General features: G+C 40.0%; 25 protein-coding genes and 4 pseudogenes. 19 read left to right on the plus strand and 10 right to left on the minus strand.

Annotation, left to right across the window (positions count from 1 at the left end; genetic code table 11):
* Nucleotides 1-57 precede the first annotated feature (57 nt).
* The 7 genes and pseudogenes from N9I19_RS00255 to N9I19_RS25100 all read left to right on the plus strand — a co-directional run bounded on the left by N9I19_RS00255 (nt 58) and on the right by N9I19_RS25100 (nt 2717).
* Complete coding sequence (locus tag N9I19_RS00255; protein ID WP_317776842.1) at nt 58-255, plus strand: hypothetical protein; 198 nt, start codon at nt 58-60, stop codon at nt 253-255.
* Between the two features lie 60 nt (nt 256-315).
* Nucleotides 316-696 (plus strand): annotated as a pseudogene (locus tag N9I19_RS00260) (acyl-CoA dehydrogenase family protein).
* A gap of 36 nt (nt 697-732) precedes the next feature.
* A pseudogene (locus N9I19_RS00265) lies at nt 733-1140 on the plus strand (SDR family NAD(P)-dependent oxidoreductase); the annotation flags it as partial.
* A pseudogene (locus N9I19_RS00270) lies at nt 1134-1749 on the plus strand (AMP-binding enzyme); the annotation flags it as partial. The pseudogenes N9I19_RS00265 and N9I19_RS00270, both read left to right, overlap by 7 nt.
* Before the next feature lie 70 nt (nt 1750-1819).
* On the plus strand, nt 1820-2383 hold the full coding sequence (locus N9I19_RS00275; RefSeq protein ID WP_317776693.1) for a TetR/AcrR family transcriptional regulator: 564 nt from the start codon (nt 1820-1822) through the stop codon (nt 2381-2383).
* A gap of 33 nt (nt 2384-2416) precedes the next feature.
* Nucleotides 2417-2536 (plus strand): annotated as a pseudogene (locus tag N9I19_RS00280) (3-hydroxyacyl-CoA dehydrogenase NAD-binding domain-containing protein); the annotation flags it as partial.
* 58 nt (nt 2537-2594) lie between these two features.
* On the plus strand, nt 2595-2717 hold the full coding sequence (locus N9I19_RS25100; RefSeq protein WP_411730387.1) for a hypothetical protein: 123 nt from the start codon (nt 2595-2597) through the stop codon (nt 2715-2717).
* A gap of 86 nt (nt 2718-2803) precedes the next feature.
* On the opposite strand, the gene N9I19_RS00285 is transcribed toward N9I19_RS25100, so the two are convergent.
* Nucleotides 2804-3139: a DUF3905 domain-containing protein gene (locus tag N9I19_RS00285; protein WP_317776694.1), complete on the minus strand. Its 336-nt coding sequence runs from the start codon at nt 3137-3139 to the stop codon at nt 2804-2806.
* 123 nt (nt 3140-3262) lie between these two features.
* Between N9I19_RS00285 and N9I19_RS00290 the strand changes: the two genes are divergently transcribed.
* Complete coding sequence (locus N9I19_RS00290) at nt 3263-3421, plus strand: hypothetical protein (protein ID WP_089362349.1); 159 nt, start codon at nt 3263-3265, stop codon at nt 3419-3421.
* Nucleotides 3421-3564, plus strand: coding sequence for a hypothetical protein (locus N9I19_RS00295; protein WP_167555972.1), 144 nt, complete (start codon nt 3421-3423; stop codon nt 3562-3564). The genes N9I19_RS00290 and N9I19_RS00295 overlap by 1 nt, the downstream gene beginning before the upstream one ends.
* A gap of 36 nt (nt 3565-3600) precedes the next feature.
* On the opposite strand, the gene N9I19_RS00300 is transcribed toward N9I19_RS00295, so the two are convergent.
* On the minus strand, nt 3601-5361 hold the full coding sequence (locus tag N9I19_RS00300) for a B12-binding domain-containing radical SAM protein (protein WP_089362350.1): 1761 nt from the start codon (nt 5359-5361) through the stop codon (nt 3601-3603).
* A 203-nt stretch (nt 5362-5564) separates the two neighbouring features.
* Nucleotides 5565-6590: an acyltransferase family protein gene (locus tag N9I19_RS00305; RefSeq protein ID WP_317776695.1), complete on the minus strand. Its 1026-nt coding sequence runs from the start codon at nt 6588-6590 to the stop codon at nt 5565-5567.
* Nucleotides 6591-6862: 272 nt separating this feature from the next.
* Here N9I19_RS00305 and N9I19_RS00310 point away from each other — a divergent pair, with 272 nt between their 5' ends.
* Entirely contained in the window at nt 6863-9022 is a 2160-nt protein-coding gene (locus N9I19_RS00310; RefSeq protein WP_317776696.1) for a PAS domain S-box protein, read from the plus strand.
* Between the two features lie 500 nt (nt 9023-9522).
* Entirely contained in the window at nt 9523-9765 is a 243-nt protein-coding gene (locus tag N9I19_RS00315) for an aspartyl-phosphate phosphatase Spo0E family protein (protein WP_089362353.1), read from the plus strand.
* Between the two features lie 329 nt (nt 9766-10094).
* Here N9I19_RS00315 and N9I19_RS00320 read toward each other — a convergent pair whose 3' ends face one another.
* From N9I19_RS00320 to N9I19_RS00330, 3 genes are all read right to left on the minus strand, one after another.
* Entirely contained in the window at nt 10095-10826 is a 732-nt protein-coding gene (locus tag N9I19_RS00320; RefSeq protein WP_061462225.1) for a ZIP family metal transporter, read from the minus strand.
* Nucleotides 10827-10952: 126 nt separating this feature from the next.
* Nucleotides 10953-12176 carry an MFS transporter gene (locus tag N9I19_RS00325; protein ID WP_061462226.1) on the minus strand — a complete coding sequence of 408 codons (1224 nt, stop codon included), beginning with the start codon at nt 12174-12176 and terminating at the stop codon, nt 10953-10955.
* Nucleotides 12177-12321: 145 nt separating this feature from the next.
* On the minus strand, nt 12322-13818 hold the full coding sequence (locus N9I19_RS00330; RefSeq protein WP_317776697.1) for an ATP-binding protein: 1497 nt from the start codon (nt 13816-13818) through the stop codon (nt 12322-12324).
* A 155-nt stretch (nt 13819-13973) separates the two neighbouring features.
* On the opposite strand from N9I19_RS00330, the gene N9I19_RS00335 reads away from it, so the two are divergent.
* The 3 genes from N9I19_RS00335 (at nt 13974) to N9I19_RS00345 (ending at nt 17675) form a co-directional block, all read left to right on the plus strand.
* Complete coding sequence (locus tag N9I19_RS00335; RefSeq protein ID WP_034314147.1) at nt 13974-14411, plus strand: MarR family winged helix-turn-helix transcriptional regulator; 438 nt, start codon at nt 13974-13976, stop codon at nt 14409-14411.
* Nucleotides 14412-14643: 232 nt separating this feature from the next.
* Complete coding sequence (locus tag N9I19_RS00340) at nt 14644-16338, plus strand: M3 family oligoendopeptidase (RefSeq protein ID WP_317776698.1); 1695 nt, start codon at nt 14644-14646, stop codon at nt 16336-16338.
* Between the two features lie 296 nt (nt 16339-16634).
* Nucleotides 16635-17675, plus strand: a complete 1041-nt coding sequence (locus N9I19_RS00345; protein WP_317776699.1) for a YkvI family membrane protein — start codon at nt 16635-16637, stop codon at nt 17673-17675.
* A gap of 51 nt (nt 17676-17726) precedes the next feature.
* Here N9I19_RS00345 and N9I19_RS00350 read toward each other — a convergent pair whose 3' ends face one another.
* Together N9I19_RS00350 and N9I19_RS00355 are read right to left on the minus strand one after the other, a co-directional pair.
* The gene (locus N9I19_RS00350) at nt 17727-18344 is read right to left on the minus strand and encodes a hypothetical protein (protein ID WP_155727264.1); all 618 of its coding nucleotides are present in this window, start codon (nt 18342-18344) and stop codon (nt 17727-17729) included.
* Between the two features lie 197 nt (nt 18345-18541).
* Complete coding sequence (locus tag N9I19_RS00355) at nt 18542-18718, minus strand: YkvS family protein (RefSeq protein ID WP_064505160.1); 177 nt, start codon at nt 18716-18718, stop codon at nt 18542-18544.
* A gap of 446 nt (nt 18719-19164) precedes the next feature.
* Between N9I19_RS00355 and N9I19_RS00360 the strand changes: the two genes are divergently transcribed.
* A complete protein-coding gene (locus tag N9I19_RS00360; protein ID WP_061462231.1) occupies nt 19165-19359 on the plus strand; it encodes a hypothetical protein in 195 nt (64 codons plus the stop codon).
* A gap of 44 nt (nt 19360-19403) precedes the next feature.
* Here N9I19_RS00360 and N9I19_RS00365 read toward each other — a convergent pair whose 3' ends face one another.
* Nucleotides 19404-19898: a sigma-70 family RNA polymerase sigma factor gene (locus N9I19_RS00365; protein ID WP_176431871.1), complete on the minus strand. Its 495-nt coding sequence runs from the start codon at nt 19896-19898 to the stop codon at nt 19404-19406.
* Nucleotides 19899-20534: 636 nt separating this feature from the next.
* Complete coding sequence (locus tag N9I19_RS00370) at nt 20535-21359, minus strand: thermonuclease family protein (protein ID WP_317776700.1); 825 nt, start codon at nt 21357-21359, stop codon at nt 20535-20537.
* Nucleotides 21360-21544: 185 nt separating this feature from the next.
* On the opposite strand from N9I19_RS00370, the gene N9I19_RS00375 reads away from it, so the two are divergent.
* The 4 genes from N9I19_RS00375 to ptsP all read left to right on the plus strand — a co-directional run bounded on the left by N9I19_RS00375 (nt 21545) and on the right by ptsP (nt 25155).
* A complete protein-coding gene (locus tag N9I19_RS00375; protein WP_317776701.1) occupies nt 21545-22177 on the plus strand; it encodes an ABC transporter ATP-binding protein in 633 nt (210 codons plus the stop codon).
* Entirely contained in the window at nt 22177-22962 is a 786-nt protein-coding gene (locus tag N9I19_RS00380; protein WP_317776702.1) for an ABC transporter permease, read from the plus strand. The genes N9I19_RS00375 and N9I19_RS00380 overlap by 1 nt, the downstream gene beginning before the upstream one ends.
* Nucleotides 22963-23170: 208 nt before the next feature.
* Entirely contained in the window at nt 23171-23437 is a 267-nt protein-coding gene (locus N9I19_RS00385; protein WP_061462235.1) for a phosphocarrier protein HPr, read from the plus strand.
* Nucleotides 23437-25155, plus strand: a complete 1719-nt coding sequence (gene ptsP / locus N9I19_RS00390) for a phosphoenolpyruvate--protein phosphotransferase (RefSeq protein ID WP_317776703.1) — start codon at nt 23437-23439, stop codon at nt 25153-25155. The genes N9I19_RS00385 and ptsP overlap by 1 nt, the downstream gene beginning before the upstream one ends.
* The last annotated feature ends 162 nt before the right edge of the window (nt 25156-25317 follow it).

Raw genomic sequence — 25317 nt, forward strand, 5'->3', positions numbered from 1 at the left:
TATGTCATAAACGGCCGGAAATGGTGCCCTTCAGGAGCAGGAGAGCCCCGATGCAAGATTGCCATCGTTATGGGGAAGACAGATCCTGAAGCGTCCAAGCATGATCAACAGTCAATGATTCTTGTACCGCTGGACACACCGGTTTTCAAAATCGAGGGAATGCTCCCCCTGTTTGGTTATAATCATGCTCCGCATGGCCATGCGGAAATCAATTTTGTAAATGTGAGGGTCCTGGCAACGAATATACTATGGTGAGAAGGTAAAGGGTTTGCGATTGCCCAAGGAAGACTCGGGCCTGGAAGGATACACCACTGCATGAGGCTGATCGGTGCTGCTGAAAGAGCACTTGAAGAATTATGTAAGCGCATTCAAAACCGTGTCGTTTGGTAAACCTTTGGCGTGGCAAGGTGTGATCATGGAATGGGTTGCCGATTCACGGATTGAAATCGAACAAGCTAGGCTTCTTACTTTATAGGCTGTATGTGATGGATACTGTCGGGAACAAGGGAGAGAAGGCGGGAGATAGCCATGAAAAAAGTGGTGGCACCAACTAGGGCATTAAAAGTGCTGGACAGGGCAATTCAAGGGTTTGGAGCTGCAGGGATTTCAACGATTTCCCGTTTGCTGCACAATTGGGCAAATGCACGGACGTTGAGGCTTGCTGATGGTCCTGATGAACCGTTCACAAGTAGCTAAAATAGAACTTCGAAAATAAAAGCATGAGGTGAAAGTATGAAAGGTACCGGCCTATTCAATCTAACTGGAAAGACGGCGATCATAACTGGTGGAGGGATAGGATTGGGAGTACAAATAGCGACCGGATTTGTCGAAGCAGGGGTGAATGTTGTGCTTTGTTCAAGGAAGAAGGAAGCATGCGATGAAGTTGCTTCGCAAATTGAAAAACTTGGAGGCAGGGCGCTGTCCTTCAAGTGTGATATCAAAAATCCGTCAGATGTACAGGAAGTGGTTAACGAAACTTACCGGGAATTCGGTGCCATTGACATTTTAGTGAACAATAGCGGGGCATCCTTGGGGGCTCTGGCCGTCGACATGCCCCTTGAAGCCTGGCAGAAGGTGAAGAATGTCAATGTAACCGGAACTTTTATCATGAGCCAGACTGTAGGAAGGATCATGAAGGCTATGGTCTTACGGAAGCTTCGCCAACTACGCATTGCAACCCGGTATTTGCTGAAAGGAAGCATGGGAGTGTCGGGATTGGAATCCCTTCGACAGAATATAAAGTAATGGATCTAGAAGACGGGACTAAAGAAGTGGCCCCAGGCGTAATGGGGAATTGTCATCAAAGGACCTCAAGTGATGAAGGGTTACTGGAATATGCCAGAGGAAACGGCGGTGACTCTTAGGGATGGTTGGCTTTATACGGGTGATATCGCCAAAGTTGATGAAGAAGGGTATCTCTATATTGTTGACAGGAAAAAAGATTTGATCATTGCAAGTGGGTATAATATCTACCCGCGTGATGTCGAGGAAGTCCTCTATGAACATCCTGCTGTCCAGGAAGCGGTTGTCTTTGGAGTTCCAGATGCTTACCGAGGGGAGTCGGTAAAAGCGGTGCTTGTACTTAAAAATAATAAAAAGGCAAGTGAACGGGAAATCATCGAGTACTGCCGTGCAAACCTATCGGCTTATAAAGTTCCGCTATTCGTTGAATTTCGTGAGGAGTTACCAAAAACAAATGTCGGAAAGATTTTAAGGCGTGCTTTAAGGGAGGAAATTTCCAAGAAATAAGAAGGCTTTGATAGTGCGGAGCGTATGATATTAATTCAGCTGAATTTTTACAGATTGCGAGGATGCTTACATGAAAGAAAAAATGAAAGAACATAGCATGCGCTTATTCGAAAAGAAGGGCTTTAGTGAAACTTCGATTTCTGATATCGTCGAATCGGTTGGAGTGACAAAGGGAACATTTTATTATTACTTTAAGAGCAAAGAGCAGTTGCTTATGGATATTCATATTGCTTATATAGACGAGTTGCTTAGTGAGCAGGAAATCATCATTTCGGATACTAGGAAAAACTGTAAGGAAAAGCTTTTCGTTATGGTATATATGTTTTTAAAAAGCATCAAAACAAAAAAATCAAGCGCCACGGTCTTTTTCCGTGAAATGAAAAATCTAAGTGACGAAAAACTTGCACAAATCCTTCCTAAGCGGGATGAGTTCCGTAATAAAATCAAACAGGTGCTGGTGGAAGGCATCGAGAGCGGAGAACTACGTTCCAACCTTGATGCATCCATCATCTCTTTTGCTATTTTGGGTGTGGCCAATTGGAGCTATAATTGGTTCGACTCTGGAGGTGAAAAAACCGAACAGGAAGTTGCAGATATTTTTATGGGGATGATTCTACAGGGCATTGAAGCTTGACCAGGCTACATACTAACCAATTAGTAGAAGGGCATGACCAACAAGCAAATTCAATCAATAACCGTAATTGGGGCTGGGCAGATGGGGCATCAAATTGCGATGCTTGCTGCATTTGGAGGTTACGAAACGATTCTTCAGGATGTTCAGGAAAAAATTGGATCATTAAACACCCAGATATGCTGTTGCCTGGCATTGAAGTCTTTTTTCTTACGTGGATTCTGGAAAGCTTAAGCTTGCGATCGGCGTCATTTATCCGATTGAAAAGGCGGCAGATGACCATGCAGAAATGAACGCTCGTCAAACTAAAGGAAAGTGGATTTTACAAGTTAAATGAGAATAAGGGGTATATACTGAATGAGCTATACACCCCTTGGTTGTTAATAAGGATTTCACTTGTACCATTGACCCTTCAAGAATCACTCAATCCGTATCAATGCTAACATCTTTATCAGGATGCATAAAAGAAGGCTGCGGCGTTCTTTTAGCCTCTAACAGTTCACGGTTTTCAGTTGAATTCCAGCCTATATCATTGGTGGGGTGTATCCAGTCGTCTCCAGCCATGATTTCCGGGTCTGTATCTTCGCTCCAATTTTCGAGTGGTGAGTTTTCAGATGCATATTTACTGTCGCCAATGACGACTCCATAATCATTGACAAATGGAGCTCGTGGTTTTATGCCGGTCCCTTTATAGCTTGGTGCGTTAATTTGGTGGGGTTGTGTATCATCGATAATTGGTGAATCCAATTTCTTTTTCATCTAGAATCTCCCTTTCCGTTTTACGGTTATTTTTTCTCGTCTGTCCCTATAATATCCCTGAATAATTTTCGGCAGTTTTACCCCATTCTAAAACGTAAACTATATTAAAAAGGGTGGATGAAAATGAAACGGAAAGCTAATGTAGATGGTGCTGTCAAAGCAAGTAAAACGCCAAAAAGAAACCAAGCTGAAAATGAGTTTTCCAATGAGTTCGCATTAGAGGAAAACCCAATAAAAGGTGCCAACCGCAATTCAAAGCAAGGCAGAAAAGGAAGAAGTTAATGGAAAAAGAAAAACGGAACTCCCAGGAAAAGGTGGGGGAACATGTACGAACTGAATTTGGAATCGAATTCAGTGGCGATATGAACGCAACCAAAATTTATGAAATATTAGCAAAAGAAAATAAAAAACGTGATAATAAATAAATAAGGACGGACCCATTTTGGGTCCGCCCTTAATCTTTAAAAAATGGCATTTCTAGATTTTGGGAGCGGGAAAATGTTTGATCCCTTTCCACTCGGATCAAAATAGGCAAGCATGATCGATGGTTTCTCGACGATTGTACCCTCTGCTAGATACGTTTCCAAATCAAAGGGTAGTGCCTCGAGCAAGGTATGTTTGTGTATTTCTTTTTCATTAAGTGCCAAGGCTGTGAAAGAGGAACCAAGCTGTTCAGGTTTATTCAGAATATCTTCATATATCACTTTCCGTCCATTTTTATCCAGGGAAGCTTCCCACCAAGGTTTACGTGGTTTGTATTTTTGGTTCATGAAATAATCCAATTTCATGAGTCCGATAATGTTATTCAGTTCAGCAGATTCCCGGGAAGCCAAAAACTGCTGTAAGCGTCTGAACAAGTCTTCCAGCTGGTGTCCGATTCGTGACCAGCCTTGTTCATCCCAAAAGGTACCGAAATCCTGAAAAAAGTCGAATGGTGATTGAAATACCGTTTTGACAAGGTATTCCGTGGTGTGATCCATTCTATGATCGTTCCAGTATTTTTCAAGGACATCTTCAACTTGTTTAATGCGGACAATGTCATCGAAGCTTAAAACATTATTTCCTAGGATTTCATAAGGAGCATGATCACTGTAAATATATTGGTGTTCATTGGCACGTATCCGTAAACCCGTACCTCGGAGCATCTTTAAGAAGCCAAGCTGCATCTCTTCGGGTCTCAGCTCAAAAACATCATTGAAAGTCTTTTTGAAAGAATGATAATCTTCTTCAGGTAAACCGGCAATCAGGTCTAAATGCTGATCAATTTTCTGCCCATCTTTTACCATAGTTACGGTCCTGGTCAGTTTTTCGAAATTCTGCCTTCTCATAACTAGATCATTTGTATGGTCATTCGTCGATTGTACCCCTATTTCAAAGCGGAACAATCCTGCAGGGGCATTATCGTTCAAGAACTGGATAACTTCCGGACGCATGATGTCCGCCGTGATTTCGAACTGGAAAACCACACCGGGAAGATGCTCATCGATTAAGAATTGAAACATTTCCATGGCATAGCTTCGGCTGATATTGAAGGTTCGGTCAACGAACTTAATGGTCTTTGCACCATTAGCCATAAGGTACCTGATATCTTCTTTAATCTTCTCACGATCAAAATATCTGACACCCACTTCAATCGATGACAGGCAAAATTGGCAGCTGAACGGGCATCCTCGGCTAGTTTCGATATAGGTGACACGTTTAGATAGATCGCCACGGTCTTCCTCCAAACGATAAGGAGAAGGGAGCGATTTCAAATCAACCTTGCCGTTTTGAGGCTGGATGATTTTTTTTCCATCCAGTCGATACGCAATGCCTCCGACCTTCTTATAGTCATTCGAACCTTCAATTTCAGATAAAAGGGACTTGAAGGTGACCTCACCCTCGCCAATTACGATGAAATCAGCCCCAGGAATCTGATCAAGCCATTCTCCAACATCATATGTGACTTCAGGTCCTCCGAGAATGATGACCAATTCTGGATTGATTTTCTTCAGCATGGCTACTACTTTCATTGTTTCCTCGATGTTCCAAATATAGCAGCTGAATCCTATGACATCTGGTTTTTTGGAATGAAGGTCACCAACTATGTTCATAATCGGATCTTTTATCGTATATTCTGCTAGATGTACATTATAATCTGGCTGGGCATAAGCCTTTAAATAGCGGATGGATAGCGATGTATGGATATATTTTGCATTAAGAGTACTGATTATTATATTCATGTTAAAGGGCGTAAAAGAAACGCCTGGCTCCTTTCGTGTACATATCTTTTTAAGCCAACAAGCACTAACGAGTAATTTTACCATAGTGCGCTCCATTTGAAAAATGAGTTATTGAATGAACGGAAATCTTTCAGCTTTAAAGCCGAACTGGAATTACTTTTTGAAAAAAACGGATAAAGCAGAAAATGCTTTATCCGTTTTATTTAAAATGCTTGTTTTATATATTCTTTCGTTTTAGTCATGAATCGTTTTGTTTTGGTCGCCTTCAATTCGATGATCGGCTGTGCCATTGTGGCAATCATTTCGCTTGATAATAACACGGTAATCAAGAAGGATAGACCGGCAAGCATGATAAAGCTCTCTGTATTGCTGAAGTAGTCATGTAGAGTGCTTTCACGGAAGAAGCGGATGAAGAATCCGTGCAGCAGATATACATAAAGGGTTTGTTTACCCCAATTCGTAAAGAAATATTGTCCGCGTGGGATGAATGAAAGGAAGCTGAACACTGAAATTACGCTCAATCCATAAAACCCCAGGCGTTTAAACATGGATACGATTGTCGCATCTTCAAGCTCGGTATATGGTTTCGAACCGAGGAGCCATTTATAATTGACATCGGCATTTAAATAAAAACCGATAAAAATCACTAACATGACACTAAGTGAAGCCAAACGAACCTTGGGTGTGAACAGTTTCTTTAAGTGTTCCTTGCTTAAATGGTACCCGATCAAAAACATCGGGAAAAAAACGAATGTCCTCGAGAGACTAAGGTAATTGGAGACATTGTCAATATACCCAATCAATAAAGCGATTAAAATGGATAAACCTATGCCTACTGATGGCTTTAGCTTTGAAAAACCAAGCAGCATGATGTTCCAGCAGAATAAACTGATCAAGAACCAAAGCGACCATTGGGGATCAAGCAAGTCAACAGTGATTGCAGAACGTTCATATAAAAAATAATAGTAAACGGTATATATCAATTGGAAAATGATGTAGGGTAAAATTAGTTTTTTTGTAATTTTAGCTAAATACCCTTTTTGATAAAAACCTTTCGCAAAAAAACCTGAAACTAGAATAAAGGCCGGCATGTGAAAGGAATAAATGGTTTTATATAAAGCGTAAATCGTTTCACTATCATGTATATACGTATTCAGCAAATGTCCAAAGACGACAAAAGCCATGAGAATGAATTTGGCGTTATCAAAGAAAAAATCACGTTGTTTCATAGTTGCCTCCTAAAAATTTTTAAGGTAGCTAGAGAGCATTGTTATTTCTTATACCCTAAATACAATGAACTAAATCAATATTTATAAAATTTATAAAAATAACATTAAATTAAGCTTAACGCTAAGTTTTAAGTGATTCAACATACTATTATTTGACATAAAGGATAATTTAGGTTTTCGATGAATGCACGGATTTTCGATAATACCGAGGAAAATCAAGATGGGTGTCGAATAAAGTTTGGTAAGTATGGGTTTTGAAAAGGGGTGTCAATATGAATATCGGTTATGGGAATGAAACGGAAAATAAACAGGAAATTTTAAAATTGAATAAACAGATCGAAGGGTTTTTGAACATTTTCAATTCAATGCCAGAGCCTTATATTAGGGTTGATGAGGAACTAAGGCTCACTTATGTAAATGATGCCGCTTGTGCCCTGCTGGAAACATCGAAAAATCAGCTGTTGTCCATGAAGATAACTGATTTTCTCGAGGTTAGCCCTTTAAATGATCAGGAAGAGTCCGGTACTCCAAAAAAGCCGAGTGAAAGTGAAAGACAGATGATCCAGCTCCATACCGGTGCCCTAAAGCATATAGAGTTTATACCAATAGGGGCTCCTTCCGAAGGACAGCAATTTTATCGTTTAGGGGATGTGACATTGGATCTTTCATCATCCCGGGAAACAAGAATGTCAAGGCAGATGTTTTTGGACCTTTTTGATACGGCCGTAGAAAGCATCGTCCTATTCGATGGTTCAGGAATAATCATGGAAGTGAACCATGCTTTTATCCATGTCATGGGCATCCCGAAAAAAGAGATTGTCGGCAAGAATATGAGGGACCTCATTTCCCCTGATTATAAGGCATATTGGGACGAGAGCATAAAAAGAGCATTTGTTGAGTCGAACTTCAAAGGAGAGGTGGAGATAATGATCGGGGTTGAGCGGCATCATTTTACTTTTTCTATCAGCTCAGCGGTAGGAAATGAATTATACATGTCGGTGCTTCGAAGAATTACAGAATCAAATTTAATAGAAAAGAAGTTAGAGACGAGCGAACGGATTTTTGCGGAATTATTCGACCAGTCCATGGATGCGATCATATTCTGGAATGATGACGGAATCATTTTTCGAGTCAATCAATCAGCATGTAAAATATTTGAATCAAGCAGAGAGGAATTGATAGGCAGTTATATCTGGAAATACGTATACAGCAACAAACATCATTTTGAGCAGATAATGGAGACGTTTGAAAGGGACACCCAAGTGAGGGGGGAACTGATTTATAAAATGCCGAATCACCAAATAAAATTACTTGAATTGACTGCCAAAAAACATGAGGGTGATGGGTATAACGTAACGATATTTCGAAATGTCAGTGAACGCTGGCTGATTGAGAAGGAATTAAGGGATAGTGAGAAGAAATTCAGGAAGATTTTTGAGGGGACATTAGACGGCTTGATTTTATGGAACCATGAAGGGTTCACGGATATTAATGAAGCGGGTCAGGAAATATTGGAAATATCGAAGCGTAAACTGCTTTCTTTATCTGTAAAGGGATTCATCGAGAAAATCCCTGGAAATGTTCCTGCCTTGAACGCACATATTGATAATGTTTACAAGCATGAGGTCTACTCATCCATCATTCCGATAACATTCGAAGACGGAACAATTAAGCATATTGAATTTTTAACGAGAAAGAATTTATATTCGAACTTGAATCTAAGTATTTTCCGTGATGTGAGTAAAAATCTCGAAATGCAGGAACAGATCCGGAAATCAGATACTTTGAATGTCGTTGGTGAATTGGCTGCAGGGATTGCCCACGAAATCAGGAATCCAATGACTGCTTTAAAAGGGTTTATCCAGTTGCTTGAGGATGGTGTTAAGGGAGATTTCTCCACATATTTTCATGTGATTACATCTGAAATTAAGCGAATCGAAACCATTATCACGGAATTTTTGGTACTGGCAAAGCCCCAGGCGCTAAAAGTTTTTAAACAGGATGTCCATACCATTTTGAGAGAGACGCTAGAATTACTGGCCGCTCAGGCATTGTTGGAAAATATTCAATTCGAGACAGATTTCGAAGAAGATGAGTTTAAGGTTTTATGTGAAGCGAACCAGTTAAAGCAAGTGTTCATTAACATAATCAAAAATGCATTGGAAGTCATGCCGGATGGCGGATCTGTACGAATTAAAACAACCCGATATTCAGAGAAATATATTTGTATTTCTATTACCGATCAAGGCATGGGGATCTCAACGGAAAAGCTAAAAAAATTAGGTGAACCTTTTTATACGACGAAAGATAGGGGAACTGGGCTGGGGCTCATGGTCAGCTATAAAATCATTGAAGAGCACAAGGGCTTTATAGAAGTGGAAAGCGAAGTAGATATAGGGACGAGCTTTCATATATATTTGCCATTCGAGTGAGAGGTGGAAATGTTCTAGACCTTTGCCCAGTAACCAGAAAAGCATGGAAAATCCTAATAGTATATGGGGGTCCTTATTCATTGGATTCCTTTTTTTAGTTTCCATTTTCCATCATTATTATCTTGGATTCACGACTGAGGTTGTACCTGTCCAAAAAATATTGTGCTCACATTAAAGGGACTATCATTTTTGATAAACTTGTCCGGTTTGATATTGAGTTAAACTGCTGAATTATTTAAGAGGAAACGAACAGTGAAAAATCAAATGGGAGAACTTTCGAATCGAGGTACGGAGCTGGCTTCATATCAAATCCTCCTAATCATTATAAGAGGAATATGGGTTAGATATTTCCGTCATATCCTGTCTGCTGGTGGGTCAAGCTTTATCGCAATTTAAGAAGTTTTGTCTTTTTTTGCGAATCTATTTACATATAAGGCATATTTTGTAATACTTCTTTATTATGATGTAACTTTAAAAGGGCAGGAGTAGTGAATGCAGTTATGAATTCTAGGTGTGCAACGGAAATTTGTTCTGAGATTCAAATGAAGCGTTGGGAAATGATGGAGCTGGCAAAAATGTATGGAATAGGCCATGAGTTTACCCTTCGCCAAAGCGAGCAACTTGATAAACTTATAAATGAGTATTTGATCCTTCAACATCATTCGTCAGTGGAAGTGAGAAATAAGCGCGAAGAAATGGTTGTTATTGTACAGAAGCCCTTTAATGATGATATTACAATTTAAATGGAACTGAGAATGCACCATGTCTTCTTAAATTGGCGGTATTGGAGATAATCACCTTTAGGGCTAATGATCAGGTGACCGTTTTCTGATGGAAATGAACTTTACAAACATTTCATAGATAATGTCAAGAAAGACTCATATAAAGGACAATCATTTTCTTTTGAAATTCCTATGGGTATGAGGCATACATTGAGGGGAGGCCACCAGAAGGTGTCCTTTCTAACATCGGGAGTAGTTTAGAAGTCGAATTTAACTGAGTGGATTACACTGATAAACAAAAACTAAAGGCTGACCCAAATAATGGAGCCAGCCATTGTCAGGTCCGGAAATCACAAAATTTCCAATAATATTACCATGAACAAAAGACCAACAATGAAGGAATAGGTTGAGGTGCGTTCATTACCATCCCCATGGCTTTCAGGAATCAACTCCTTATAAACGATGAAAAGCATGGCTCCGGCGGCGAAAGCTAGGCCGTAAGGAACCAGGAACCCAATGTAAGAGGTTAAATAATAACCCAATAAGCCCGTAATTATTTCGATGGTACCAGTTAAGGTTGCTATCAGGAATGCAGTGAATTTACCGATTTTTTGATTAATTAAAAACAAAGCGACTAGTAAACCTTCCGGAGCATTTTGCAGGCCGATGGCAAAGGCGATCAAGTTACCTGTATCAGCTGAATCAGAGGCGTAACTGACACCAACAGAAAGGCCCTCAGGAATATTATGGAGTGTAATGGCAGTGATGATAAGCAAAGCCTTTTCATCAAACTGAATACCACTTTTCGTATGGCTGAGATCGATATGCGGAATGTTTTTTTCCATGATCGTCAATGTCATTACCCCGAGAAAAACCCCAATGACAAGCTGTATATACCCTCCGGTGGCTATAGACTCCGGGATCAGGCTCAATAACGAAGCAGCCATCATAATACCAGCGGTAAATGCCAGAAGCGTGTCTCTGAATCGATGTGTGATTGAATCTTGAATAAACAAGATCGGTAACGCACCGAACCCTGTAGACATGGCAGATAGGATGCTGCCTAATAGAACTCCACTCATGAATTTCTCCTTTGTATGGTCCATATCAACTTATTTATCAACTTAAACAATACTTCATTGTATGGGATGGTAAAAAAATATGTTCCAGGAAACACCCATTTTGCAGTCGTGCATGAATGATCTGTATCATTCTTCTGCATACCATTTTTTCAATGTTAGATCAGTCGGCAGCAATACGCTGATGATCCCCAGCAATGGCAGGAATCCCACTAGCTTAATCATGGATTCGATCCCAATTATATCAGCAATGGCACCCAGTGAAACGGATCCAATGGCTCCCATTCCAAAGGCTAACCCTACAGTCAAGCCGGCCATTGTTCCGACTTTTCCCGGGACCAATTCCTGTGCGTATATTACTGTGACAGAAAAACTGCTCATTATAATGAAGCCTGCCATCAATAATAGGATAAAAGCGGCTGTAGGTGGTACGAATGGTAAAAGTGCGGTTAATGGCATACTGGCAGCGAACGAAAAGAGAATCACATTTTTACGACCGTATCTATCCGCAAGCGGACCACCGAAAAACGTACCTACAGCTCCAGCGGCTAAAAAGGCAAATAGGAAAATCTGAGCGGATTTTATCGTGAATGAATGCTGCTCGATTAAATAAAAACTATAAAAGTTCGTCATGCATGATACATACCAGGAACGGGCAAATATAATGAATAAAATTAATACCAAGGCTTTGGCCACTTTATGGGACCGCTCTTTATTGATTACTTTTGCCGCAACCTTTTTAGGCTGGAAATGAACTAATTTTTGAGAATACCACTTGGCAATATACAGCAATAGGATAACGGCCGTTAAGGCAACTAGGCCAAACCAGAGTGCACCTTTTTGACCAAATGGAACAAGCACGATGGCTGTGATGAGTGGGGCAAGGGCCTGCCCGCTATTCCCGCCTACCTGATAAATTGATTGTGCCAGGCCTCTTTTGGGGCCGCCTGCCATGTAGGCAACCCTAGAGCCTTCCGGATGGAAAATGGCTGATCCAAAGCCCATCAAGATGACTGCACCAAGGATTATGGTATAGTTTGGGGCAATTGCAAGAATGATGACCCCAATTAATGTACTGGTCAATCCAATGGGCAATGCATAAGGGAGGGGCTTTTTATCCGTATAGAACCCAACTGCGGGTTGCAGAAGGGATGAGACGATATTCAGGCAGAATGCAATCATCCCCAGCTGAGTATACGTTAGAGACATTGATTTCTCGAGGATTGGGAACATGGCCGGTACAACGGCTTGAAGAGAATCATTCATTAAATGGCATATGCCTATGATGATCATGATTTTCAGAGTCATATCTTGTTTTTGGGGTTTTGCTTTAATGGCAGCGATACGTCCCATATGTTTATTTCCTTCTTCCTGATTAAGAATTTTACCCATTCCATAATTAAAATAGATTCGATAAGGTATGTATGCATGACACCTTTAAAAAAATCGGAATCGTTAGTCCTGGCTTCATTTATAAATGAAACTCCTCAATGCATTACTAAGGATGGTCATTAATTAGTGGTAGGCTGATTGTCACGGTTGTACCGTTGAGAGGTTTACTTGTAAGCTCGATGGTTCCGTTAAAAGATTCAATTATTCGTTTACACACAAAAAGTCCTAATCCGGTTCCTTCCTTTTTTGATGTATAGAATGGTTCGAATACTTTACCGATATCTTGTTCATTCAGTCCTTGCCCGGTGTCGATGATTATGATTTTAGCCCGTTCATTTTCATGGTGGATTCGTATCCTTAACTTTTTTCCAACTTCCATGGCCTCGAATCCGTTTTTGGCAATGTTAAGAATGACCTGTTTGAGTTGGTCCTTTGTATAATGAACCAGGATCGGTTCCTTTACGATATTCCATTCCACTTCAATATTGAAGTGACGTGCTTCTGATTCTATTATTGGTCTCAATTCGGCAATGATACTGCGAATATCATATAAGGATAAGGTCTGGACCATGGGCTTCCCTAAAATCAAAAACTCGCTGACGATACTATTGATCCGTTCAATTTCCTTCATGATGACAGAGTAATAAAACTGATCTTGTTCTTCAGGATGTTTTTCAACCAGTAACTGTACCAGTCCCTTTATGCCCGTTAGTGGGTTTTTTATTTCATGTGCAGTACTAGCAGCCAATGTGCCGACAAAATCTATTTTTTGTTTATCGTTTAATAACTTTTGGTTTTTCGTATTTCTGCGTACGATCAGTTCCTCCACGACGGTATAGATTATGTGAGTAAAGAAGAAGGTGAAAAAGACAAGCATTAAAAAGACATTCATGTTATTTGTGTTAATCTTGTCAGGTATCTTCACGGACAGTTTCCAGTCCACTTCGGTTAAAGGAACATCCACCCATGTTGGATGTTCAGTAAATTCTTCGGCATTTATATCTAAAATTCGGGTTTTATCGTTTGTTTCCAATCTAAAGGTATGACCAGGGCTGAGCATTTTTAATATTTTTTCCATATGATCCAGCCTAATATGTGCCAATAAAAACCCTTGCGCCTTTTTATCATGATCCAGAATGGGAGCAAAAATGGAAAAATAATTGAAATCCGGGTCATACAGCTCCTGGGTTCCTACAACAACGGCTTTTTGAGTTTTTACTGCACGCTTTATATCATCCTGTTCAATTAAATGGTAATTATTGAAATGTTTATTCGTCCCCGAGATGGAAACGCCATCCTGATTTAGCCAATATACTCCGGCATACCTGGAATCTGTATCTTTGATCCATTTCATAAGGTGTTCGGTTTTTTTATCATCCATATAAAGAACAGAACTGCTAAGGCTAAGCAGCTCAAGGTTTTCCTTTGTTTCACTGATAACTTGATCTATGTATTCTTGATAAACCGTTCCCGCCCATACAGCTTGTTCCCGTCTTTCTTTTTGAATGGAACGTTCTAAATACATCCAATAAATGATGGAAAGAATAATTAATGGTAGAATAACAATAAGTAGATATGTGGTGAATTTATGCCTTGTTTTCATGTTCGTCACTACTTTAACTTTTTTTTCAAGTATATCAAACTGAGTGATTAAACAATAGTGCATACTAACAGAGCAGATTGACAAAAAAGTCATAATGCCATATAATAACTTTTAATTCAAGATATTTTAATTAAAAACTTTAAGGTTGTGAAGTTATGGAGAATAATAACATCCAACAGTCTTTGAAACTGTTTATTGTGATGTCTAGAGCTCATCGATCAATTAATGATGTGGTGAATAAACATATAGCCGAAGAAGGTTTGAATCCAACTGAGTTTGCCGTACTGGAATTACTTTATCATAAAGGCGATCAGCCTCTTCAGCAAATAGGCGGAAAAATCCTGCTAGCGAGCGGCAGCATTACCTATGTCGTGGATAAACTTGAACAGAAGGAATATCTACAGAGAATAGCATGTAAAGAGGATCGCCGTGTAACCTTTGCAAAAATAACGGATAAAGGAAAGGCCTTTATTGAAGGAGTATTTCCTGAGCATGAAAAAAGAATCGATGATATCATGAGTGTACTTACTCAAGATGAAAAGGCCACCGTGATAGAATTACTTAAGAAGATTGGATATTCCGCTCAAAATTAGCTTAAGAACCAGCACCCCGATTTTACTGCAGGTGCTGGTTTTTTATGTCTAATTGGATGTTGTGCAATGCTGGTACAACCTTAATTTGTTCAAAGGACATGAAGGTTTTTACTAACACTGTGGCGAATTAAATTATATTACGATAACCGCGATAATGAAGAATGTGTCTTGACGTTAATCCGGATTTTACAGTCAAAAAAAATCTTGTTATATCGTGAAAAGGAGTGTATATATGAAATTTAATGAGTATGAGTATAGACGTCCTGAAATGGATGAGATTAAAACCCGGTTCATGAAGGCCTTGGAAAAGTTTACGGACGCTGAAAATGCTGCTGCACAAATAAAATCCATGGAAGAAATAAGTGAAATTCGAAATTATGTGGGTACGATGTTTAATTTGGTCTATATTCGACATTCCATTGATACCAATGATGAATTTTATAAAGCGGAGAATGATTATTTAGATGAATTCTCCCCTGAAATGGAAGAGTTAACATCAAAATTTTACAAAGAACTCGTCCGCTCGAAATATCGTCAGGAGCTTGAGGGGAAATGGGGAAATCAACTATTTGACTTGGCTGAGGCACAGCTTAAAACATTTTCGCCCGAAATCATACCGCAACTGCAAAAAGAAAATAAATTGTCAAGTGAATATTCGCAATTAATTGCCTCTGCAAAAATTCACTTTGATGGAAAAGAGCTAACACTTGCGCAGCTTCAGCCTTTTATGGAGTCGGCGGACCGTGAGTTAAGGAAAAATGCAAGTAAGGCATATTACGGTTTCTTTGAAGAAAAGCAGGAGGATTTGGATCGTATATTCGATGAACTTGTCAAGGTGAGGCATGGGATTTCGATAGCGCTAGGTTATGAAAACTTCGTGGAGCTTGGGTATTATCGAATGACAAGGACTGATTATAATGCTGAAATGGCTGCTGCTTTCCGCAAGCAGGTGAAAGAAGAAGTGGTACCGCTTGTAACCCGGCTGAAGGGACGTCAGCGTGAACGGCTTGGCTTGGAGAATTTGAACTATTATGATGAGAATTTTCATTTCAGAACGGGTAATGCCGTTCCAAAAGGCGATGCTCAGTGGATCATCGAAAATGGGAAAAAGATGTACCAAGAGCTTTCACCTGAAACGAATGAGTTTTTCAACTTTATGATCGATAATGAACTGATGGACCTTGTGGCGAAGAAAGGAAAAGAAAGCGGGGGCTACTGTACTTTTATAGAAGACTATAAAGCTCCATTCATCTTTTCAAATTTCAACGGGACTTCAGGGGACATAGATGTTTTAACACATGAGGCAGGCCATGCATTCCAAGTGTATCGCAGCCGTAATCTTGACATTCCGGAGTATTATTGGCCTACCTATGAAGCGTGTGAAATCCATTCGATGAGTATGGAATTTCTAACCTGGCCATGGATGGAGCTATTTTTTAAGGAAGATACGGAAAAGTATAAGTTTTCCCATTTAAGTGGTGCACTTACATTTCTCCCGTATGGGGTAGCCGTTGATGAATTTCAGCATTTTGTCTATGAGAATCCTGATGCCTCCCCAATTGAAAGAAAGCAGGCTTGGCGTAAGATCGAGATGGAATATTTGCCGCATCGTGATTATGAAGGGAATGAATTCTTGGAGAATGGTGGGTATTGGCAGCGGCAAAGCCACATTTATCAGGCACCTTTTTATTATATCGACTATACATTGGCTCAAATTTGCGCTTTCCAGTTTTGGAAAAGGTCGGCTGAAAAAGATGAAACGGCTTGGAGGGATTATTTGAACCTGTGCCAACTTGGAGGCAGCAAATCTTTCCTTGGTCTCATTGAATCTGCGAATTTGAAATCCCCATTTGTTGAAGGTACTGTTCAGTCCGTTGTGAAGGTGATAGACGAATGGCTTTCAACTGTCGATGATAAAGCATTATAAAAGATGAGATTTTATATGATACGGTAATAAATTGAATGCTTTTAAAAAAACGCTTGAGAATTACTCCTTAAGCGTTTTTAATCTTTCATCACATTCAGGAAGTTAGGCAGGGCACATACAAATCAACTGCTTAAGCCCTAGGGAAATGCATAAGAGGTGAATAGGGTACAATGATGGAGAGAACTTTTTCTTTAATGCCTTTAAGTCATGGTAAAAAACAGCTGACATAAGGAATATTGCTTGGCTTGTCTTAAATGTCCCTTCCTTACATATAAATGTAGGGAGGAGGGGAGAGTATGCTGTCAAGGTGGTCAGGGATTTTTCAGATTGCAGCGGTATATGTAGGCACAGTCGTCGGTGCAGGTTTTGCAACTGGAAAAGAGATTGTCGAGTTTTTTACCCGTTATGGCTTTTATGGCTTTATTGGTATTTTAATAGCAGGTTATATTTTCATTTTTACTGGAACGAAAATCATGCTCATTTCCGCAAGAATCAGAGCATCTTCTTATGAGGAATTCAATGAATTTCTTTTTGGAAAGAAAATAGCAGGAATCATCAATATCTTTTTCCTTATCATGCTGCTAGGGGTGACGGCTGTCATGATTTCCGGTTCAGGCGCCGTTTTCGAGGAACAACTTGGCGTGCCGAAAAGTATAGGAAGCTGGTCTACGATCATCCTGGCATCCTTGGTCTTGATGATGGGTATGCGCGGTGTATTCACTGTAAACTCTTTTGTAGTACCAATCATGATCTGTTTTAGTTTGATCCTTTTTTTCTCGACTTTGGGAAATGGGGATTTCTTCAAGACCCTTACTAAAGTTCCCGATGAAGTGATTACCTTGAAAGTGATTTTGTCACCATTTGCCTATACAGCCTTTAATCTTGCTTTGGCACAGGCTGTGCTGGTTCCGGTGGCTTATGAAGTCCGAGATGAGAAGGTCATTAAACATGGAGCAATCCTTGGGGGGATATTCCTAACCATCATTTTATTATCGGGGCATTTTTCACTTATGACACTTCCTGACGTGAATAGTTATGAAATTCCTTCGGCAGTTATTATGAGAACGGCAGCCGGTCAATTATATTGGATGTTCATTTTGGTGATCTACGGGGAGATATTCACTTCGGTCATCGGAAACATATATGGATTACAAAGGCAAATCAGCAGTTATATCAAATTGCCAAGCATGCTAATCATAGCTATGATTTTTTTAATAGCTTTGATCATTAGTGAATTCGGATATGGAAGGTTATTAGGATACATTTATCCGATTTTTGGATACATAAGCCTGCTTTTTTTAATTCTGGTCTGGAAAAGCAAGGCAGGAAAGAAGTAATGAAGTACGGGGGGCAAGACATTTGCCCTCCGTCCCAGGGGAAATGGGGGTTCATCCTTTCATAAGCGTCTTAGCCATTTCTAGAAAAGCATCCCGGAAATCCATATCTTTTTTCGTGAAAATAGTTAAGCGGACGGGTGCTTTCTCATCCTTGAGCAATATGGAAGTGATCACATCATCCCCACTTTCGACTTCATATCCCGCGCCGTTCTCTATATCAAGTGCCGGATCCCTAATCGTTTTTGAATGGCTTTTCAGCTGGGTATGAACATTTTCTTCCACCTCATCCCAATTGACATCCGCTGTCAACAATTCGATTCTCATATAAATGGAGTCATCTTCAGTCAGGAAAATAATATCCTTTCCAGGTTCTTCGGCACTTAATTTAAATTGTTGCAAAACATAGAGGCTGAACGGTTGATTATCACTTCTTTTTAAGAACGCTGTTTTTACTATTTCTTTCCCATTACTTGTATATTGCAGGTTTTGCTCCATCAGTCTTACTTTGTTGTTGTTTCCGTCATTGCCACCTTGAGAAGAATTGCCTTCGTTCTCCTCATTTACTGAATCTCCCTGTGGCCCATCTGCATTTTTGTCTGTGGTCATACCGCAGCCAGTCAGCAAAGCGGCGAATGCGGCACAGCCAATAGAACGTGCCCAACTAGTCATTTCTTTTCCCTCATCTCTCTGATAGAAATAAAAATTCATATAATAGATATCCCCGCAATCACAAATGCAGGACCTTTAATGAAATAGACGGTATGGAGTGAATATTGTTACAAAAAAGCAGGAGAATGAATTGGCATGCTTCTAAAAAGTGAAAACGGAATAGTCATTAAGAAACCATCCCGTTTGTTTACATTGACTTATCCTATGATTTTATAATTTTTATGGTTGACGACGGTCTTCTGTTCAAGTTCCAAATCACGATAATTTTCCATATACGTGACGTCCACGATTACTGAGTTCTCGTTCACTTTCTCGACGATTCCTTTTAAGCCTTCTCTAAATTCAATGATATTTCCAACTTCCGCTTTCTTCATGGTAATCATCCTTTCCCATTTCGTTTCCAATGATCAAACTATGGAGTAATTGGATTATTCGAACATCTTGCCGTTTAGATATTGACGTGGGGAGTGCAAGTAAGAGAATTAGATTCTCTTCTGTCGGTACAGTAAGCTAAACTGTTAAAGGAGGTGCAATTCTTGTATGGAGCAGTTGTAATGATGTGGCATAATTTGGTATATCTTGAGAGCACAGTTATGCATACCAGTATGTAATCCTATGTACAAAAAATGCCAAACATTTTACATTATGATATTTTACTATACAGTTTGCACTATTTTAAAGCATTCGTAAAGAATAATGTAGCAAGAGGGCCTTAAAAAATTCCAATTTATATTAAGCGGCATGTTTATGATAAAATGGAAACGGAATTTCTCCTGTATGAATATGGATAGAACATTTGATAATTAAGGAGGATAATATTATGAATGCTGAAGAAGCAAAAGATGTACTCGATAAACTGGCAAATCGGGAAATGGATGAATTCAGGATAACAAAGGAAGAATTTTTAGCTTTTCGTGAGGTTCTTGTAAAAAGGGACGACTTTAAACATTTTCGGGGGAATGCTCAACATAACGGTGTGATAATTTATACGTATTTAGAAGAAGCGAGAAGTTAATGCCCGGATATATTGGGGTGGCTCATGACTGGGCCACCCTATTATTATTTACAGTGGAAAATCATTTGCTTCCTTAATTTAATTAAAGTGGACTTTCGCCACGATTTTACAGATGCTGTAGTGACTTGATATAACTCAGCAATTTCAGTCACTGTTTTATTCTTCAGGTAGGTTTGCAAAAGCCAGCGTTGCTGATTCAATGTCAAGCCTTCAGTATAGTGTAAGATGCTTTCGATGGCGAAGGCCTCTTCATGCATTGAAAAAGGATCTTTAATCTCTAGTATGGTGGAATCAAATGGTTTGCTGTGGGCTTCATATTTATGATGATGCTTCAATTCATTCAGGATTTTGCCTTTGATTACTGTGTAGGCATAGTTAGAGAATTGTCCGTATTCCTCATTGAAACTTCTAAATGAATCCCATAAAGCAATCAATCCTACTTGAAAATATTCTTCCTTATTTTTATAGATGGAAAGTGAACGGATAATATGATGGATCATAGGGGTGAATTCAGTCTTTAGAGCTGAGAAATCATCCATTAAGCAGCTTCCTTTAGAAAGTGCACTTTCAGTATTCCCGGGTGCTTCTACCATAAATGATCCGTTCGGCTATTGCGAAATGGCATAACGGAAAAATGTATGGGATGAAAAGTGGGTTATCAGGCGTGAACCAGAAACTAAATTGAAAGGAAAAGGGAGATTCGGGAGTATTGAAAGTGTTTTGAGCGTGGGGATGACCAAAAGAAAAACACATCCGGATAGTGGATGTGCCAATTCTTCTTCGAAAGATTTTAAGTTCTTTAATGGTGACTCCTTCTCGTTTTCATATTCGTTCAAATTAAACCTATATTCATATGAAGATGATGTGCTTTTCTTTTACAGATACTTTTCCTCGCAAGCATCATTTAGTATAAACGTCAGCAATATCTCAAAGTCTCCGTTCACATGGAGCTCAAGATAACACTGGGTTACTCCACGGAGGCTGATATCGAGAACGGGCATGTCCCATTTCGGCTTTCATTATCTATATTGGGCACTTTTATTATTTTGAAAAAAACCAGGAAGTGGGGGAGAAAAGCTGACAAGCTTCATTCCTGTTGTATTTCATTATGTATCCCCCTGAACATTTCTATTGCAATTTCCAAAGTAGGCATATTGATAAAACCATTATTTTTGTTAACTCTGCGATTTTCGGAATCCAGCATCCTGTGCGTCATGTTCGGTACAAAACATTTCTTCTGGTTTAGTTATTTCGTAATATTGGCCCGAAGGAATGTGATATATTTTATTGCCTTTAGAATTTATATTGCCTTTAATTTTTGGGTTACTGCAAGATGAGTTCACAGTGGTTTTTTCCTCTGATTTTTCCCCGGACTTCGAATCATCAAACCCTCTTGAAGTTGCATAGTTTTCAATTGACCATATACCGATTTCGTCTTTTTGGGCTTGTTTCTGAATATCTTCAAATTCATCAAGATATTTAGTGTTCGGTGCATATACATAGGCTACCCTGGCCAGTCCTTTTTCAAGCAGGAGCTTATTCACCATTTTTCCATCAACATAAAAATAGGCAAGCAGCCGGCCGTATTTATCTCTTTCACCAATGCCGGTTTCTACTTCCACTTTAGAACCAGCAGGCATTAAATCCTTGGTGAACTTGCTTGCTTCAGGTCCAAAAGGCTGAACGGGCTTGGAAGGGTGCACGGTTTCCGGGGTATCTACCAAAAGGAGCCTGACCGTTTCTTCATTTCCGTTAGTCATTTTGATTTTTACTGTATCTCCGTCAACAACCCTGACGATCTTGGCTGTGAATGTCTTGCCTTTTTCTTCTTTGGAAGAATCCGTTTTGGATTGGATGTCTTCATTTACCAACGAATCATCCTGTTTGGATTCATTAATCAGGTTATCTGATGCGGCCTGGCAGCCAGACAAAGAGATCAGGCAAATGGCAGTAAGGAAAAAAACATACAGATAAGAATGTAAAAAGGAATTTTTGTTCATGATAAGTTCCTCCATTTCAAAGGTGTTTTCCATGTCCGTCATGGATATATTCGGCAGGAATAATACTAACCTATAAAAAAGGGAAAGAAAATGAAAAATCATAAAAATTTTTACACGGATCGCTACTCCCTATCATGATAGTTTCTTATAATGATAGGGTGGAATATGAGAGGCAGGCGTGAAAAATGATGTTTTGGCTTGAAAATATTAGGTATAAAGGGATTCTGCATATTGATGAGTTGAAAATATCCGCTTGTATGGTTACTTGTTTGACTGGGGAAAGCGGAGCAGGAAAAACCTCATTGCTCCGATTATTGAACAGGATGGATGACCCGGATAGCGGTTCGATCTATTATCAAGATCAGTTGCTGGATAAATTCAACCCGATAGAACTCCGGCGTAAAGTCACAATGCTGTCTCAGACCTCGTTCACTTTACCCGGAACGATTGAAGAAAATCTCCAGCTGGGCCTGGAATTGACAGAACGGAAAAAAAAGGATAAAGCCGAATTGGTGAAGGCGCTTGAAACCGTCGAGTTACAGAAGTCATTAGACGAGGGAACGGAGAATCTTTCTGGCGGGGAGAAACAGAGGCTCGCACTGGCGAGGTTACTTTTATTGAAACCCGAAGTGTATTTACTGGATGAGCCGACAGCAGCTCTTGATGAGGAAACCGAACTGAGGGTCATGAGCCGATTTTTAGAAGAAGTAAAACGGGAAAAAGGAACGGTCATCATGATAACGCATTCAAAACAACTTGCGGACATCTGTGCTGAAAAGTTGATCGTTCTCAAAAAGGCGAAGGGGAGTGACTATTAATGGAGGGGAATGGGATAATAGATATTGAGTTCTGGCGTCTTTGTGCGGCCTACGTCTTTGTTGTAGTTCTGCTCATTATCGTGAAATGGCGAGGGATTTCACGGGAAAAGCAAATCATTCTAGCCACGGTACGGATGACGGTCCAACTCATTCTTGCCGGTTACGTTTTGACATATATCTTTGAAAATCCCCACCCTTTACTTTCTATAGGGTTTCTATGTGCAATGGCTCTGTTCTCCATCCATAATATTTTTAAGCAAGTGCCCTATACGCTTAATGAGAAAATCAAAAGGATGGTTATCCTAAGTATGTTGACAGGTCCCATGGCCGCCCTGTTTTATTTTAATCTGGTCGTGATCCATTTCACGCCTTGGTATGAGCCAAGGTATTTCATTCCAATAGCAGGGATGATCGTGGGGAATGCGATGACTGGAGTGACATTAGCGCTTAAAAACCTCCATGATGGGATTAGCAGTAATCGCGAAAAGGTAGAAGCGATGTTAATGCTTGGAGCGACACCAGCGAGGGCCGTGAAGAAATATGTGGATGCTGCATTCGATTCGGCAGTACTCCCAACTTTGAACAATATGCTCGGAATGGGGATTATTTTCCTTCCCGGAATGATGACAGGGCAAATCCTGTCGGGGATAAGCCCGCTCGTCGCAATTGAATACCAGATTGCCATACTTATTGGGATTCTCGGGAGTGTTTCATTAACAGTTGTCCTTTTCATTATGCTGAGTTTCAGAGCTTTTTTCACTAAAAATGCACAGCTGTCCATTTAATCATTGAAGAATCTGAAAAGTAATAGTTGCAGTTCTATCTATATTTTTGTACTATTTTTTAGGTACCAGATAGTTATGGTTTGTTTGTTGGGAATGATAATGCTATTCTGATAAGGAAAAGGGTTTTTTCATTTCTTTCCTGATTGGATAGAGAAAATCCCTTACATAACCTATTTTTGTTATTTTATCTTAAAGGAGATTGATTTATATGGTAGAAAAAACATTTACAGTAACTGCAGAAACAGGAATTCATGCTCGTCCGGCTACATTGCTCGTACAAGCTGCAGGAAAATTTGATTCAGAAATAAACCTTTCTTATAAAGAGAAAAAAGTGAACCTTAAGTCCATTATGGGTGTAATGTCACTAGGAATTGGCAAAGGGGCAGAGATTACGATTTCTGCTGAAGGAAGCGATGAAAATGATGCACTGAACACACTTGCTGAAACATTGAACAGAGAAGGATTAGCAGAATAATGTCCACTTTGATTAGTGGAATAGCAGCTTCAAACGGAATAGCCATCGCTAAAGCCTACCGGCTGACTGAGCCAGATCTATCGATTGAAAAAAGAAGCATAGAAGATGTCGGGGCCGAAATATCCCGTTTTAAGGATGCTATTCAAAAGTCAACAGTTGAATTGGAGATAATCAGGGATAAAGCCGAAAAGGACTTAGGGGCCGATAAGGCCGCTATTTTTGACGCGCACCTACTTGTTTTGGCTGATCCGGAACTTATAACTCCAATTCAGGATAAAATACAATCAGAAAACGTCAACGCTGAGTTCTCCTTAAATGAAACCGCAAGCATGTTCATTACGATGTTTGAACAAATGGATAATGAATACATGAAGGAACGTGCAGCAGATATCCGAGACGTCACCAAACGGGTATTGTCACATCTTTTAGGTGTTCATATTCCAAATCCAAGCATGATTGCTGAAGAAGTGATCATCATTGCGGAGGATTTGACTCCATCCGATACAGCACAGTTGAATCCGGCTTTCGTCAAAGGTTTTACGACCGATATCGGTGGACGTACATCCCATTCAGCCATAATGGCGCGTTCATTGGAAATTCCAGCAGTCGTTGGGACAAAGTCAGTAACCTCGTCCATCGAAAATGGTGACTTGGTCATTATTGACGGGTTAAAAGGTGAAGTGCACATCAACCCTACTCCTGAACTCGTAAAACGCTACGAAGAGGAACAGGAAGCCTATGCTTTGCAAAAGGCTGAGTGGGCGAAACTGGTCCATGAACAAACGGTTACAAAAGATGGCCATCATGTGGAATTGGCTGCAAATATTGGTACGCCGAAAGATCTAGAAGGCGTTCATCAAAATGGCGGTGAAGGCATCGGGTTATACCGTACGGAATTTCTTTATATGGGCAGAAATGACTTTCCAAGTGAAGAAGAACAGTTCGAGGCATACAAAGCGGTGCTGGAAGGAATGTCAGGAAAGTCTGTAGTCGTCAGAACGCTTGACATAGGCGGAGACAAGGAGTTGCCTTATTTAGAGCTTCCTAAGGAAATGAATCCTTTCCTTGGATACCGAGCGATTCGCCTCTGCTTAAATGAGCAGGAGATTTTCCGGACACAGCTCCGTGCCCTGCTTCGTGCAAGCATCTACGGAAATTTGAAAATCATGTTCCCAATGATTGCGACACTAGGCGAATTCCGCGAAGCAAAAGCCGTCTTGGCTGAAGTTAGACAGGAATTGCTTGATAATGGTGTTCAAGTTGCTGAAAAAATTGAAGTCGGAATTATGGTTGAAATCCCTTCAACTGCAGTGATGGCTGATATATTTGCTAAGGAAGTCGATTTCTTCAGCATAGGCACTAATGACTTGATTCAGTATACGATGGCCGCTGACCGAATGAATGAGAGAGTATCTTATTTATACCAACCATATAATCCAGCGATTTTACGCCTGGTTAAAATGGTTATAGATGCAGCTCATAAAGAAGGGAAATGGGCCGGAATGTGCGGTGAGATGGCTGGAGATGAAGTGGCCATCCCGATCTTGATCGGAATGGGCCTTGATGAATTCTCAATGAGTGCCACTTCTATTTTAAAAGCACGTTCTTTAATCAGCCAACTTTCACTTGAAGAGATGAAAAAACTATCTCAAGAAGTTTTAGTGCTGGATACGAATGATAATGTGAAAGAAGCGGTAGTTAACGCTTTGAAGCAATAAATAATCACAAACGGCACCCCATCCCCTTCGGATTGGGTGCTGTCCTGTGAATTTTTCTTAAATCTTTTAGAAAGAATGTTTATTGCAACAAAATGGGGGTAAATAAGAAGCAAGCACAGTTGTTTGGCTCTATTAGGGCAGCTGACATTCTCAATTTCCCCC

This window comes from Peribacillus sp. CSMR9 (assembly GCF_033141925.1).
GTDB lineage: Bacteria > Bacillota > Bacilli > Bacillales > DSM-1321 > Peribacillus > Peribacillus simplex_A.